Source organism: Streptomyces sp. NPDC057854 (assembly GCF_042797055.1).
In the GTDB taxonomy this organism is placed as follows: Bacteria; Actinomycetota; Actinomycetes; order Streptomycetales; family Streptomycetaceae; genus Streptomyces.
Genome location: NZ_JBHVMF010000013.1, coordinates 134,872 through 148,902 on the forward strand (window position 1 = coordinate 134,872; position 14,031 = coordinate 148,902).

The 14,031-nt window shown below is 70.7% G+C and carries 11 protein-coding genes and 1 tRNA gene; 9 read left to right on the top strand and 3 right to left on the bottom strand.

Annotation, left to right across the window (positions count from 1 at the left end; translation table 11 throughout):
- The first annotated feature begins 113 nt into the window (after positions 1 to 113).
- The 4 genes from ACFVQZ_RS20230 (at position 114) to ACFVQZ_RS20245 (ending at position 6,941) form a co-directional block, all read left to right on the top strand.
- Positions 114 to 1,679 (top strand): protein kinase, encoded by a 1,566-nt coding sequence (locus ACFVQZ_RS20230; RefSeq protein WP_383624462.1) that lies wholly within the window; start codon positions 114 to 116, stop codon positions 1,677 to 1,679.
- Positions 1,680 to 1,751: 72 nt separating this feature from the next.
- The gene (locus tag ACFVQZ_RS20235; protein WP_383624465.1) at positions 1,752 to 3,914 is read left to right on the top strand and encodes an AIPR family protein; all 2,163 of its coding nucleotides are present in this window, start codon (positions 1,752 to 1,754) and stop codon (positions 3,912 to 3,914) included.
- 24 nt (positions 3,915 to 3,938) lie between these two features.
- On the top strand, positions 3,939 to 6,071 hold the full coding sequence (locus tag ACFVQZ_RS20240) for a UvrD-helicase domain-containing protein (protein ID WP_383624468.1): 2,133 nt from the start codon (positions 3,939 to 3,941) through the stop codon (positions 6,069 to 6,071).
- 66 nt (positions 6,072 to 6,137) lie between these two features.
- The gene (locus ACFVQZ_RS20245; protein WP_383624471.1) at positions 6,138 to 6,941 is read left to right on the top strand and encodes a hypothetical protein; all 804 of its coding nucleotides are present in this window, start codon (positions 6,138 to 6,140) and stop codon (positions 6,939 to 6,941) included.
- A 44-nt stretch (positions 6,942 to 6,985) separates the two neighbouring features.
- Here ACFVQZ_RS20245 and ACFVQZ_RS20250 read toward each other — a convergent pair whose 3' ends face one another.
- Positions 6,986 to 7,399, bottom strand: coding sequence for a PIN domain-containing protein (locus ACFVQZ_RS20250; RefSeq protein ID WP_383624473.1), 414 nt, complete (start codon positions 7,397 to 7,399; stop codon positions 6,986 to 6,988).
- On the bottom strand, positions 7,396 to 7,659 hold the full coding sequence (locus tag ACFVQZ_RS20255; RefSeq protein ID WP_383624476.1) for a CopG family transcriptional regulator: 264 nt from the start codon (positions 7,657 to 7,659) through the stop codon (positions 7,396 to 7,398). The genes ACFVQZ_RS20250 and ACFVQZ_RS20255 overlap by 4 nt, the downstream gene beginning before the upstream one ends.
- A gap of 1,173 nt (positions 7,660 to 8,832) precedes the next feature.
- Here ACFVQZ_RS20255 and ACFVQZ_RS20260 point away from each other — a divergent pair.
- The gene (locus tag ACFVQZ_RS20260) at positions 8,833 to 9,105 is read left to right on the top strand and encodes a hypothetical protein (protein WP_383624479.1); all 273 of its coding nucleotides are present in this window, start codon (positions 8,833 to 8,835) and stop codon (positions 9,103 to 9,105) included.
- Between the two features lie 240 nt (positions 9,106 to 9,345).
- On the opposite strand, the gene ACFVQZ_RS20265 is transcribed toward ACFVQZ_RS20260, so the two are convergent.
- Positions 9,346 to 9,417, bottom strand: a tRNA-Arg gene (locus tag ACFVQZ_RS20265).
- A gap of 169 nt (positions 9,418 to 9,586) precedes the next feature.
- Here ACFVQZ_RS20265 and ACFVQZ_RS20270 point away from each other — a divergent pair.
- The 4 genes from ACFVQZ_RS20270 (at position 9,587) to ACFVQZ_RS20285 (ending at position 14,029) form a co-directional block, all read left to right on the top strand.
- Positions 9,587 to 10,069, top strand: coding sequence for a response regulator (locus tag ACFVQZ_RS20270; protein WP_383624596.1), 483 nt, complete (start codon positions 9,587 to 9,589; stop codon positions 10,067 to 10,069).
- 116 nt (positions 10,070 to 10,185) lie between these two features.
- Positions 10,186 to 11,148 carry an ArgS-related anticodon-binding protein NrtL gene (gene nrtL / locus ACFVQZ_RS20275; protein WP_383624482.1) on the top strand — a complete coding sequence of 321 codons (963 nt, stop codon included), beginning with the start codon at positions 10,186 to 10,188 and terminating at the stop codon, positions 11,146 to 11,148.
- A 15-nt stretch (positions 11,149 to 11,163) separates the two neighbouring features.
- The gene (gene lysA / locus ACFVQZ_RS20280; RefSeq protein ID WP_383624485.1) at positions 11,164 to 12,555 is read left to right on the top strand and encodes a diaminopimelate decarboxylase; all 1,392 of its coding nucleotides are present in this window, start codon (positions 11,164 to 11,166) and stop codon (positions 12,553 to 12,555) included.
- 184 nt (positions 12,556 to 12,739) lie between these two features.
- Complete coding sequence (locus ACFVQZ_RS20285; RefSeq protein ID WP_030492621.1) at positions 12,740 to 14,029, top strand: homoserine dehydrogenase; 1,290 nt, start codon at positions 12,740 to 12,742, stop codon at positions 14,027 to 14,029.
- Positions 14,030 to 14,031 lie beyond the last annotated feature (2 nt).

Below are 14,031 nucleotides of genomic sequence, written 5' to 3' on the forward strand. Positions count from 1 at the left end.
GGAAGATCGTCACCGCCGCCACACTGGTACCGGCATGTCGGGCCGGCCGACACGCCGACTGGTACGCACGCCGGCGAGCGGATGCGACGGGGGCGGGCACGGTGTCCCAACGGATGATCGCCGGGCGTTACGAACTCCTGGAAGAGCTCAGCCACGGCGGCATGGGCGACGTCTGGCGCGGCTATGACGCCGTCCTGGACCGGCCGGTCGCCGTGAAGCTCATCCGGCCCCAGGCCGTCACCTCGCCGCAGATGGCGGACGAGCTGGCCAAGCGATTCCGGCGCGAGGCCCGGATCACGGCCCGGATCCAGCACCCCGGCGTACCGCAGGTCTATGACGCGGTCCTGGACGACACCCATGACCACCTGTTCCTGGTCATGGAACTGGTGGAGGGCGTGCCGCTGTCCGCCTACGTGGACCCGGCCCGGCCCCTGCCGGTGAGCTGGGCCGTGGCAGTGGCGGCGCAGGTGGCCACTGTCCTGTCGTACGCCCATGAGGTCCCCGTGATCCACCGGGATCTGAAGCCGGGGAACGTCCTCGTCGCCCACGACGGCACGGTCAAGGTCCTGGACTTCGGCATCGCGGCGATCCTGCGTACCGACGCGACCAAGCTGACCGCCACCGGCAGCCCGATCGGGACCTCCCAGTACATGGCGCCCGAGCAGGTACGGGGCGGGCGCGTCACCCCGCGGACGGACCTGTACGCGCTCGGGTGCGTCCTCCACGAACTGCTCGCCGGGCGGGCACTGTTCCAGGCGGACAGTGAGCTGGCGCTCATGTATCAGCACGTCACCAAGGACCCCATCCCGCTCAGGCGGCTGCGCCCCGAGGTCCCGGCCGCGCTGGAAGAACTCGTCCTGCACCTGCTCCGCAAGGCGCCCGAGGCGCGGCCCGCCGACGTCCAGGAGGTGTACGAGCGACTGCGGCCCTTCCTCCCGAAGGCGGGCCAGGAGCCGGTGCCGGGCGAGACGGGTCCGGCCGGAGCCCCGGACCCGACAGGGCTGTTCCGCGACCCGTACGCGCCCCGTTCCCGGCCCCGGGCGGCGGTCTCCCCGACGCCTTCGGGAGAGCCGGCTCCCGCGCCCCTTCCCGTACCGGACGAACTCCGCGCGGACATCAAGGAGGCGTACGCGCACTCCGACGCCCTCCTCGAAGAGGAGCGGTTCGCGCAGGCCGCCGAGGTGCTGAGCGAGGTCATCGAGCCGGCCGCCCGTGCCCTCGGCACCGAGAACCGGCAGGTGCTGGAGCTGCGTACCCAGAGGGCGGCGATCCGGCTGCTCGGCGGGGACTACCGGGCCGCACTGCCCGAGTTCACCGCACTGGCGGACGCGTACGGCCGAATCGCCGGACCCACCAGCGAGCGGGCCCGCGCCTGCCGGGCCCAGGCCGCCCGCTGCCGCGCCGAACTCGGGCAGGTGACGGAGGCGCTGTCGACGCTGGAATCGGTGCTGGCCGTCGTCCGGTCAGTGGACAGCGATGTCAGCGAGGAAGCCATCGAGCTGCGCCGTGACATCGGCATGCTGCTGCTCGCCCAGGGCCGTGCCGCCGACGCCCTCGTCGTGCTGGAACCACTGCACGACGACCTGAACGTCGTCTACGGGCCCGCGGACGAGCTGACGGGCGAGGTCGCCGAGGCGCTGGCGCTGATACGGCTGGATCCCGACGGTCAGGAATCCTGAGCCCCGACGAGGGTCTCGTGCACATCGCTGTGAGCGGCGAGGCCGTCGGCCTGCCGTGGGGAGGGGAGAACCATGAAGGCGGAATCGGGCACCGAACGCGCGACGAAGGTCGCCACTCAGGTGCGCCAGGTCGGCAACGCGCTGAAGAAGGTCTACGAGAGCCTGCTCGACGTCAGCGACCTGGCGCAGTACTCGGGGCAGGACTACGAGAACCGGTTGCTGTCACGGGCGCTGACCGCGCAGGCCGTACGGATCGTCACCGGTTTCAGCCCCGAGGACGCGGCGGCCACCGTCATCGACGGACACGCCGACCAGGGCATTGACGCGATCGCCGTGGTCGAGGGTGCCGACCCGCACGTCTACCTCGTCCAGGGCAAGTGGAGCCCGGAGGGAAAGGCGGGCGCGGACCGCAAGGCGGTGCTCGAGCTGCTCGACGGGCTGCGCCTCATCGATTACGAGGAGTACGCGCCGTTCAACCCGCGCGGTCGGCAGCTGGCCGAGTACGCCAAGTCCGTCATGAACAGAGGACCGGTGCCGGTCACCCAGGTCGTCGTTCTCATGCGCTCGGACCCTCCGGGTGAGGGCTTCACGCAGGCCATCGCCAACGGGGAGAAGCAGTTCAACCAGTATGGTGAGGTGCTCGACCACAGGATCATCCTGGCGCCCGAGGTCTGGCGGTCGGTGCGGGACGACCAGGCCCCCGAACCGGTCGTACTCACCGCCGAACTGTTCCCCTGGTTCGGCATGGGATCGGACGAGCTCTACGAGTCCTACCAGGGGGTGGTCGACGCCGAACAGGTGGCGGAGTGGGCTCGGAAGGGACCGGACCTCTTCAATCTGAACATCCGCAACCCCCTCGGCCGTACCTCCATCAACAACGCCCTGATGGCGACGCTCACCGAGGAGCCGGCGCACTTCTGGTACTTCAACAACGGCATCACGGTGCTGTGCGACGCGGTGGACAAGGCCGAACAGTCGACCCTGAGTCCCCACCGCAAGCCGATCAGGCTGACGCTGCACAACGCCAGCGTCGTCAACGGAGCCCAGACGGTTCGGGCCGTCGCCGACGCCCTCGCCCAGGACGCCGCCGCGGCCGAGGCCCGCATCAACGTGCGGATCATCGCGACGAACCGCGCCGCCCACTTCGCCAAGGAGACCACCAAGGCGACGAACCGGCAGAACAGCGTCGAGGCACGCGACTTCATCGCCCTCGACCCGGTCCAGGCCGCGATCATGGACGAGATGCGCGCCGAACTGGACCTGGAGTACGGCGTCAGGCGCAGCGAGCTGGACCCGCCGGAGGAGTCGGGCTGCTCGGTCGTGGAAGCCGCCTGCGCTCTGGCCTGCGCCCATGCCGACAGCCAGTACGCGGCCCGGATCGCCCTCTCGCTGGACCCCCTGTGGGAGCGGGGCGGCCAGGGCGTCTATGACGTCCTGTTCCGACCCCAGCCGGGCGTCTACCTCCTGTGGAACGCGGTCCAGGTGCTCCGCCAGGTGCGTCGGAGCCTCCTCGACATCCGCAAGCGCTACCAGGGCCGCGGCGCGGCCCTCACGGAACACGGGACGTACTTCCTCACCCATCTGGTGTTCCGGCTGCTCGACACCGAGGCCATCGGCGAACCCGACCCCGAGCTGACCTGGGCCAAGGAAGCCACGGAGCGTACGAAGGACCTGCTGGAGCGGCTGGTACCGATGACCATGGCGGCCATCGATGAACTGTTCACCGAACGCTCGCAGGTCCGCGCGGTCTGCTCCGATGTCGCCCGGAGCCGGGATCTCGCCGACCATGTGCTCGCCCGCATGGCCAAGGCGGACGGCGACATCGTCACCCCGGACACGTACCGGCGCGTCAATCCCCAGCGGAAGCGCCGACGGCCCAACGCGGTCCACGTCCTGGTGGACAAGAAGATCTTCGAGGACGGTGAGCCCCTCGTTCTCTCCGCCGGCTACCCGCTGGAGGCGGAGGCGCTGCGGGACTGGCTCGCCCAGGATGAACGACGGGCACGAGCGACCTGGGTGAACCACCGCACCAAGCCGATCCTGTGGGCCGCCGACGGCAAGCAGTACGCCCCGTCCGGTCTGATCACCCGGATGTGGGAGCTCGCCGATTGGGCGCAACGACCCGTCGCCAATCAGGGCACGGCCCGGTGGTCCACCACGTCCGGGGAGACGCTCGCCGAGGTGGCCTGGCGGGTGCTCGGCGCCCTGGAAGAGCCGGACGAGACCGACGAGTAGAACCACCGGGAGAGAAACTCCGCCATGCCCCGCCTCGCCTTCGACATCACCTTCTGCGCCCAGCTCCCCAAGCTCCAGGGCACGGTCCGCAAAGGAGTCTTCGATGCCTGGGAGAAGTTTGAACGGCTCACTCTGGCGGAGCTGTTCAAGGATCCCGGCCTGAAGTTGGAGTCGCTCAAGAACGCCCGGGATCCGCACATTCGGACGATTCGGATCGACCGCGGCACACGGGGGGTCGTGCTGGCACCCGACAGCGGGGACACCTACGTCCTGCTGCGGGTGCTGCCGCACGACGAGGCGAACGCGTGGGCCGTCAAGCAGAAGGCGAGCATCAACACGGTCACCCGGGCCGTCGAGATCCGCGACATCGCCGTCCTGGAGGAGCTCACCCCCGCGTACGAGCGGACCGCTCCCGCCCCCGAGCAGCGGCTCTTCGCCAGGTTCTCGGACGGAGATCTCGCGGCCCTCGGTATCGACGGCACGACGCTGAGGCAAGCCCGTGTCCTGACCACTCCGGAGCAACTGGAGGCCTTCGCCCCGTTCTTCCCCCAGGACCAGCGGGAGGTGCTGGAGTACCTCGCCGCCGGGTTCACCGTGGAGGACGTGTGGCGCGAGGTGGTGGCGGTCAACCTGGCCACCGCGGACAGCGCCGGGCCCGTGAACCCCGTCGACTACGCCACCGCCATCCGGCACACGCGTACGCGCATCGCCCTGGTCACGGGACCGGACGAGCTCCGAGAGATCCTCGACAAACCCTTCGCCGCGTGGCGGGTCTTCCTGCACCCGTCCCAGCACAAGGTGGCCTACCGGCCCTCCTACTCCGGCCCGGCGCAGGTCACCGGAGGCCCCGGCACGGGCAAGACGGTCGTCGCCCTGCACCGCGTGCGTCACCTGCTCGGCCACCTGCGCGACGGTGACCGCATCCTCCTCACCACCTACACCAACGCGCTGGTGGCCGCCCTGCGCGCCGGCCTCGTCGAACTCGTCGATGACGCGGCGCTCCGGGACCGGGTGGACATCATGACCGTCGACGCGTTCGCCGGACGGGTGCTGTCCACGTCACGCAGGCCCCTGCGCGCCGACGAGGAGCCGACCCGCTGGCAGCAGGCCGCCCAGGCTGCGGGCTTCGCCGGGAGCCCGCAGTTCCTCGCCCAGGAGTACAAGCACGTCGTCCTCGCCCAGAACCTGCGCACCTACGAGGAGTACGAGGCCGCCGAACGCAAAGGGCGCGGCAGCGCGTTGCCGGCGGCGGCCCGGCTACCGGTGTGGCGCGCCGTCGAGGAGTTCACCGCCCGGCTGGCCTCCGACGGGCTGCGGACCTACCTGGGGACCTGCGCGGAGGCCGCGGACCTGCTGGATCGGACCGGCCCGCGCTACCGGCACGTCGTCGTCGACGAGGCTCAGGACCTTCACCCCGCCCAGTGGCGCCTTCTGCGTGCCGCCACCCCGGCACGCCCGGACGACCTGTTCATCGCGGGCGACCCGCACCAGCGGATCTACGACAGCAAGGTCTCCCTGAAGACGGTCGGGATCAAGGTCGCCGGGCGGTCGACGAAGATGCGCAAGAACTACCGCTCCACGCACGAGATCCTGAGCTGGTCCACCGCGCTCCTCGTCGGCCGCCCCTTCACCGAGCTCGAGGACGATGGCCGCCACGAAACCCTGCTCGGCTACCGTTCGGCGCTGCACGGGAGCGGCCCCGAGACCCATGCGGCCGCCTCTCACGACGCGGAGCTGGCAGCGCTCGTCGCACGCGTGCGCGATTGGCTGGACGACGGCATCACCCCCGGTGACATCGGCGTGAGCGCACGCTTCAACCGGACCTGTGACCAGGTGACGGAGCGCCTGTCGGCGGCCGGCATCCCCGCTCGACGACTGCGGGCGGATCGGCCGTCGGCGGCTGGCGCCGTGAACGTTGGCACCATGCACTCCTTCAAGGGCCTGGAGTACCGCTGCGTCGCGGTGGTCGGCGTCCATGACGGCGCCGTTCCCTATCCCAAGGCGGTGACGCCAGTGGACGTCGACCGCCTCCAGCACGAGGCCGACCTGCTGGCGGAACGCTGCCTGCTGTTCGTTGCCTGCACCCGGGCCCGCGACGGCCTGTATGTGTCTTGGGCGGGGGATCCCAGCCCCTTCCTGCTCACGACCGGGATGTGAGCGGCGGCGAATTGGCTTGGTCCCGTAACGACCGAGCACGGAGTCACGACAAGACGAGGAGGGGAAATGGGCGAGCTCGCGGACCGCGTAGCGCGACTGGAACGTGATTTCACGGAGGCCCAAGAGGCGTTGCGAGTCGTCGCGAAGATCGACGAGGAGATCGAGAACGCCCTGGAAGAGATTGAGGGTGTGACCGAAGCACTCCTTAATCTCTCAGGGGAACTCGACGGAGAGATCGCCGATCACAACTATCCGGCCGTCGAGCGATGTGCCTATGAGCTATGGGGTCTCGTCGACAGTGAACAGGTGCGGCGGGCGGTCGATACGGTCGCGTTGTTGACCGCGGTACGCGACGGGCATCCTCTCCCCGCGGCGTCGGTGGACGGGCTGATGGACGGGCTGAAGGACGTCGAGGCATCGCATCCCACCCTCACTCAAGGGGCACTCGACCAAGAGTTTCAGGCGGCGATAGATCGGGCTGAGAGCACCTGGAAAGATATTTACGACGATGGATCATGGGACAGCGAGGACGAGCGGAACGACCATCTTGCGGACCATATGCACGAGGCGAGGCAAGAGGCGACCTCCGACCGTGCGGCACGGGCGGGCCGCTTTCTGATGGAGCTCTGTGATCACCTCGCGGAGACGGTGTGGCCGGAGGTCACGGGTGCCCTTCGTCGAGCGGACATCGAAACAGTGGCCCGGGCCCTGAAGGAGGCCTCCCTGGCGGGGGAGACGGCTCCGGCGGTGTACAAGCTCTACGAGACCAATCTGTCGGTGCAGTACGAGTCCTCGCCGTACTCGCTTGGGGCCGCGGGCGAACAGTTGATGGCCTTCGAGTCATGGCTGGGGACAGAGGGCAGGGGCTGAAACAGCCGCCCGAATTCGCGATCGCGTTTCGCATGGTCAGGCGGTCAGACCTTGATCACTGTGACGCGTCCACCACACAGGGCGATGAGGTCCTCGGGGTCCGAGGTGAGGATCGTGACAGGCCCCGGTGAGGCGAGCGCGGTGGCGGCGAGCATGGCGTCGATGGCGTACTTGTGGCCGTGCAGGCCGGCGTCGGCGAGGAGCGCGGCGGCGTGGCGGGCGATCGGTTCGGTGATCGGTTCCACGACGAGGCGGGAGAGTGTCCACTCCAGGGCCGGGCGGTTGATGCGGGGGTGGACCACCTCGACGAGGGTGGCCGCCGAGGTGATCACGCGCAGGTCGTCGGCGCGGGCCAGGGCGAGCCAGGCGGTGACCGTGCGGTCGCGCAGGACGGCTTTGGCCAGACCTTCGCTGTCGAGGACGAGGGTTCCGCCGGGGACCGCGGGGGAGCGGGTCACGCTGCGCTCGCCCCATGCTGGTTCTGCTCGCGACGGGCTTCGGTGAGCTGGTCGCGCAGGGACTGGATCTCGTCGTCAGTGACGGGGCCGTGCTCGGCCTCGGCGACGGTGATGAGTTCGTTGAGGTTGTCGCGTTCGATCTGGCGGGCGACGGCGGCGGCCACGTAGGCGGACAGGCCGGAGGGGCCGCTGCGGGCCTTGGCGGCTTCGGCGATGTCGCGCGGCATGGTGATCGAGTACTTTCCGGTGGGCTCGCTCATGCTACTTATCCTACCCTTCATCCTCCTAGTAGGGCTTTCTTGTCTGGCACTGGGACCGCAGGCAGCACGTTGAGCTGGAGAGAGGCGGTGGACGCCATGCAGAGTTCGGCAGGCCAGGTACGAAATGCACCCGAACGGCGTGGGCCGAGGGTGATGAAGCCCCGGCGGGGCCGGCGGCCGGCGGTGGAGTGGATGTCAGGGCTCCGGCCGACGAGCTCGGGGCCTCGTTGGTCCGAGCCGTCAGGGAAGCCGCCGCTGACGACTTCGGCCGGGTGAGGAGCGGGCGCGGTGCGACCGCCATCAGCTGGTACGCCTTCGCGCTCGAATACCTGGAGGTGCGCTGGGGGCAGGTTTCGGCGAAGACCCGGAGCGAGACCAACGACGCCCTGTGCTCCCTCACCATGGCGATGCTCCGAAGGACGCGAGGACGGCCGGATGACGAGCTGCTGCGGCGGGCGCTGCGGAACTGGGCGTTCGTGATCCCCCGGCCCGATGCGCGCACCGCGCCCACGGAGGTGCGGCTCGCTCTGGACTGGGTCGCCCGGGCTTCGCGCCCCCTGGACGACTTGTCGGACCCAGTCGTGATGCGCGGCGTGCTGCAGGCTCTCCGGCTGAAGCGGGACGGCACGGTCGCGGCTGCCGAAACACAGCGACGCAAGGGCACGACGCTCGTGAACTCGGTGCGGTACGCGATCGAACTGGGACGGCTCCGCGCCGATCCCCTGGCCCACGTCAGCTGGCGCATCACCGAGACCGTCCAGCAGCTCGATCCCCGTGTCGTCGTCAACCCCGTGCAGGCGCGGAGCCTGCTCTGCGCGGTCTCCTACGTAGGCGGCTACGAGCGGGCGCGAGGGCGAAGGCTGGTCGGCCTCTTCGCCGGGATGTACTACGCGGGACTGCGGCCGGCCGAAGCCGTGGCCGTCGCGCTGCCCGACTGCGACCTGCCCGCGACAGGGTGGGGCACCGCGGTCCTGCACGCCACCGCCCTCCGTCGGCAAGAAGTGGACCGACAGCGGACGGAACCACGACCTCCGCGGCCTGAAGAGCCGCCCACCGAGCGACACGCGTGTCGTGCCGCTTCCGCCCGAACTCGTCCGCCTGTAGAGGGAGAGCGTCGACACCTTCGGTACTGCGGACGGCGGACGGCTGTTCTTCAACGAGAAGGGCGGCATCGTGGGCTCCAGCACGTACGATCGCGCCCGGCACGAGGCCCGCGAACTCGCCCTCCCGCCGGACCTCGTGGCGTCTCCCCTCGCCGTCCGCCCCTACGACCTGCGACACTCGGCCCTGTCCACCTGGCTGAACGCCGGCGTCGACCCCACCGAGGTCGCCGAACGGGCGGGCAACAGCGTCGAGGTCCTCATGACCCGGTACGCGAAATGCCTCTACGGCCGTCAGGCCCTCGCCAACAGGCGTATCGACGCGCTTCTGGACGCATACGGATGAGAGGCCGCCCACCTCCTCGCGGTCAACCCAGTGGCCCACGGGATCTCATGTCCCGCGCATGTCCCGCGACGTCGTCTTAACGGGATCGGGCATACGGGATACTGCGCGTCCGGCGCGGTAAAGGTCCAGGTCAGGGCGACGCCGCCGACAGCAGGAGCGGCAAGGTAGGCGTCGCTGTTTCAGTCCCACGCGAAGAGGGTCTGACCAGCGTTTCCGCTGGTCAGACCCTCTTTCCGGAAGTGCCCCCGGCAGGATTCGAACCTGCGCACACGGCTCCGGAGGCCGTTGCTCTATCCCCTGAGCTACGGGGGCTTCGTCGCTGCTCGGCGGCGACGGGTGAAACCTTACCAGCTCTTTCGGGGTGCCTGTGAACAGGTATTTCCGGGGCGTCACCAGGGGGGTGTTCGCTCGCACGGGTCGGAAGTGGGCAAAACCCGGACGCAGCCCCTCGGGGCGCCCTACTCTCGTTCACGTGTCAGGCATGTCCGGGCGGGTGCTCGTTGTCGACGACAACAAGGTCATCCGGCAGTTGATCAGGGTCAATCTCGAACTCGAGGGGTTCGAGGTCGTGACCGCGGCCGATGGTGCCGAGTGCCTGGACGTGGTGCACCGCGTCCGGCCCGACGTCGTCACTCTCGACGTGGTCATGCCACGGCTCGACGGCATCAGGACCGCCCAGCGGCTACGGGAGGATCCGCGCACCCGGCATCTGCCCGTGGCCATCATCAGTGCCTGCGGGGAGGGCGAGGCCGCCCCGGCGGCGGACGCGTTCCTGGCCAAGCCCTTCGAGCCGGCGGAGCTCGTACGGGTCGTCCGGCAGCTGCTGCACCGGGAGCCCCGGCCGCGGCGGCAGCCCGGCGCGCCCGACGCGGGAGAGGAGCCGTCCGCAGGCGGCGGGAGCCAGGACGGGGACAGACGGGACGGGGACAGGCCGGCGGCCGGGAGTGTTCGGCCGGGGGCCTGAGGCTCGGCAGCGGCCCGGGCCTCCCGCCTCCGCATTCCCGGTCCCGCGCGAGGCGGGTGACCGGATGGCGAAACCGGTTCGCGTTCCGACCCCCCTCCTCCCCTAGGCTGGGGACCGTGACCCCCGCGGACCTCTCCCTCACCGTGCAGCACGCCGTGCGCCGTGCGGTCGACGACGGTGCGCTGCGGGTCGAGGTCCCCCCGCGGGTCAAGGTCGAGAAGGCCCGGCCCGGAGGGGTGGGGGAGTACGCCAGCAGTGTCGCCCTCTCGCTCGCCCGGCCCGCCGGGCGCCCCGCGCTCGACGTGGCCTCCGTGCTGAAGGCGCGGCTCGACGGCGCCGCCGGGATCCTCGCCGTGGACATCACCGGCCCCGGCTTCCTGAACTTCACCCTGCGGCCGGAGGACGGCGCCGACCTCGTCCGGGCCGTGCGCGCCGCCGGAACCGGATACGGACGGGGGGACGCGCTCGCCGGGGAGGTCGTACGGTTCGAGCCGCCCGCCGAGGCGCGCGCCGCCCTCGTCGTCGCGTGTGTGACCGGACTGCTGCGCGGGCAGGGCGCCGACGCCGGCGTCGCGTCCGGCGGGGAGCGGCCGTACGTGCACCCCGGAGCCGACGAGACCGCGCGGCTCGGGAGCGACGCCGCCCGCTGGCGGCTGCTGCGGGCCGCCCCGCACGACCGGCCCCTCGACGGGCCCCCGCTGCTCGTACGGCACGAGCGCAACGCGCTGTTCCGCGTCCAGTACGCCCACTCCCGCGTCCGGCGGCTCCTCGTCAACGGCCGGCAGCTCGACGTCCTCCCCTCGTACGAGACCGAGGTCCACGACCCGCTGCCCGGGCTGCTCCGCGACCACCCCGACGTCCTCCTCGCCGCCGCCCGCCACCGCGCCCCCGACCGGGTCGCCCGGCACCTCGAAGCCGTCGCCGACGCGCTGCTCGGCTTCCAGCACACCGTCCTGCCGCTCGGCGACGAGAAACCCTCGGCCGCCCACCGCTCCCGGCTGGCGCTCGCCGAAGCCGCCGGGACGGTGCTCGCCGGCGGCCTCTCCGTGCTCGGCATCAGCGCACCCGACCGGATCTGAAAGAGCAGACCAGACATGAGCCGTTCCGCCCACCCCGCCGGCCCCCGCCACGCCGACGTCCTCCCCGAGGGCCACTACACCGCGCCGCCCGCCGACCTGAACACGCTCGACCCCAAGGTGTGGGCGCGGACCGTCGCCCGGGACGAGCAGGGCGTCGCGACCGTCGGCGGACTGCGCGTCACCGACCTCGCCGAGGAGTTCGGGACCCCCGCCTACTTCCTGGACGAGACCGACTTCCGCACCCGCTGCCGCGCGTGGGCCGACGCCTTCGGCCCGGACGCCGACGTGTTCTACGCCGGCAAGGCGTTCCTCTCCCGCGCCGTCGTCCGCTGGCTGCACGAGGAGGGGCTCAACCTCGACGTCTGCTCCGGCGGCGAGCTCGCCACCGCGCTGTCCGCCGGGATGCCCGCCGAGCGGATCGCCTTCCACGGCAACAACAAGAGCGAGGACGAGATCCGGCGGGCCGTCGAGGCCGGCGTCGGCCGGATCGTCCTCGACTCCTTCCAGGAGATCGTCCGGGTCGCGCATATCGCCCAGTCCCTCGGCAAGCGGCAGCGCGTGCAGATCCGCGTCACCGTGGGCGTGGAGGCGCACACCCACGAGTTCATCGCCACCGCCCACGAGGACCAGAAGTTCGGCATCGCGCTCGCCGGCGGGCAGGCCGCCGAGGCCGTCCGCCGGGCGCTGAAGCTCGACGGCCTGGAGCTCATCGGCATCCACTCGCACATCGGCTCCCAGATCTTCGACATGGCCGGCTTCGAGGTGTCCGCCCGCCGCGTCGTCCAGCTCCTCGCCGAGGTGCGCGACGAGCACGGCGTCGAGCTGCCCGAGATCGACCTCGGCGGCGGCCTCGGCATCGCGTACACCTCCGAGGACGACCCGCGCGAGCCGCACGAGATCGCCAAGGCGCTCAGCGAGATCGTGACGCGCGAGTGCGAGTCCGCCGGGCTGCGGACGCCGCGGATCTCCGTGGAGCCGGGCCGGGCCATCGTCGGACCGACCGCGTTCACGCTGTACCGGGTCGGCACGATCAAGCCGCTCGACGGGCTGCGCACGTACGTGAGCGTGGACGGCGGCATGTCGGACAACATCCGCACCGCCCTGTACGACGCCGAGTACAGCGTCAGCCTCGTCTCCCGCGTCAGCGACGCCGAGCCGATGCTCTCCCGGGTCGTCGGCAAGCACTGCGAGAGCGGCGACATCGTCGTCCGCGACGCCTTCCTCCCCGCCGACCTGGCCCCCGGCGACCTGATCGCCGTGCCCGCCACCGGCGCCTACTGCCGCTCCATGGCGAGCAACTACAACCACGCCCTCCGGCCGCCCGTGGTGGCGGTCCGCGACGGCGAAGCAAAGGTCATCGTCCGGCGCGAGACGGAGGAAGATCTCCTGCGTCTCGACGTCGGCTGATGAAATAGTCGGGTGGTGGAATCGATGTCTCACGATCCGGACCGGCGGCGGAATTGTCCGTCCGGTGAGTGAGACTTGTCCTCACCCCCGTGTGAACCGCAAGGGCCGCACGAACCGCAATACCGGCAGTAACCGCAAGAACCGTAGAGATACGAAGCAGAAGTACGAGAGACGAGGTCGGATGATGCGTACGCGTCCGCTGAAGGTGGCGCTGCTGGGCTGTGGAGTTGTCGGCTCCGAGGTGGCGCGCATCATGACGACGCACGCCGACGACCTCGCCGCGCGCATCGGCGCGCCGATCGAGCTCGCCGGCGTCGCCGTCCGCCGGCCCGACAAGGTCCGCGGCGGCGTCGACCCCGCCCTGATCACCACCGACGCGACCGCCCTGGTCAAACGCGGCGACATCGACGTCGTCGTCGAGGTCATCGGCGGGATCGAGCCGGCCCGCACCCTCATCACCACCGCCTTCGAGCACGGCGCCTCCGTGGTCTCCGCCAACAAGGCGCTGCTCGCCCAGGACGGCGCGACCCTCTACGCCGCCGCCGGGCAGCACGGGCAGGACCTCTACTACGAGGCCGCCGTCGCCGGCGCCATCCCGCTGATCCGCCCGCTCCGCGAGTCCCTCGCCGGCGACAAGATCAACCGGGTCATGGGCATCGTCAACGGCACCACGAACTTCATCCTCGACAAGATGGACTCGACCGGCGCCGGCTACCAGGAGGCCCTGGACGAGGCCACCGCGCTCGGATACGCCGAGGCCGACCCGACCGCCGACGTCGAGGGCTTCGACGCCGCCGCCAAGGCCGCCATCCTCGCCGGGATCGCCTTCCACACGCGCGTGCGCCTCGACGACGTGTACCGCGAGGGCATGACCGAGGTCACCGCCGCCGACTTCGCCTCCGCGAAGGAGATGGGCTGCACCATCAAGCTGCTCGCGATCTGCGAGCGGGCCGCCGACGGCGAGTCCGTCACCGCGCGCGTGCACCCCGCGATGATCCCGCTGAGCCACCCGCTGGCCTCCGTCCGCGAGGCGTACAACGCGGTCTTCGTCGAGGCGGAGGCCGCCGGCCGGCTCATGTTCTACGGCCCCGGCGCCGGCGGCTCGCCGACAGCCTCGGCCGTCCTCGGCGACGTCGTCGCCGTCTGCCGCAACCGTCTCAACGAGGCGACGGGCCCCGGCGAGTCCGCGTACACCCAGCTGCCCGTGAGCCCCATGGGCGACGTGGTGACGCGGTACCACATCAGCCTCGACGTGGCCGACAAGCCGGGCGTCCTCGCCCAGGTCGCGACGGTCTTCGCCGAGCACGGCGTATCGATCGATACCGTGCGCCAGCAGGGCAAGGACGGCGAGGCGTCCCTCGTCGTCGTCACCCACCGCGCCGCCGACGCCGCCCTCTCCGGGACGGTCGAGGCGCTGCGCAAGCTCGACACCGTGCGCGGTGTCGCCAGCATCATGCGTGTTGAAGGGGAGTAAGG

Bases quoted from the DNA above. Each gene is read 5' to 3' on its own strand.
- ACFVQZ_RS20230 (WP_383624462.1), top strand. From the start codon at position 114: ATGATCGCCGGGCGTTACGAACTCCTGGAAGAGCTCAGCCACGGCGGC.
- ACFVQZ_RS20235 (WP_383624465.1), top strand. From the start codon at position 1,752: ATGAAGGCGGAATCGGGCACCGAACGCGCGACGAAGGTCGCCACTCAG.
- ACFVQZ_RS20240 (WP_383624468.1), top strand. From the start codon at position 3,939: ATGCCCCGCCTCGCCTTCGACATCACCTTCTGCGCCCAGCTCCCCAAG.
- ACFVQZ_RS20245 (WP_383624471.1), top strand. From the start codon at position 6,138: ATGGGCGAGCTCGCGGACCGCGTAGCGCGACTGGAACGTGATTTCACG.
- ACFVQZ_RS20255 (WP_383624476.1), bottom strand. From the start codon at position 7,659: ATGAGCGAGCCCACCGGAAAGTACTCGATCACCATGCCGCGCGACATC.
- ACFVQZ_RS20270 (WP_383624596.1), top strand. From the start codon at position 9,587: ATGTCCGGGCGGGTGCTCGTTGTCGACGACAACAAGGTCATCCGGCAG.
- lysA (WP_383624485.1), top strand. From the start codon at position 11,164: ATGAGCCGTTCCGCCCACCCCGCCGGCCCCCGCCACGCCGACGTCCTC.
- ACFVQZ_RS20285 (WP_030492621.1), top strand. From the start codon at position 12,740: ATGCGTACGCGTCCGCTGAAGGTGGCGCTGCTGGGCTGTGGAGTTGTC.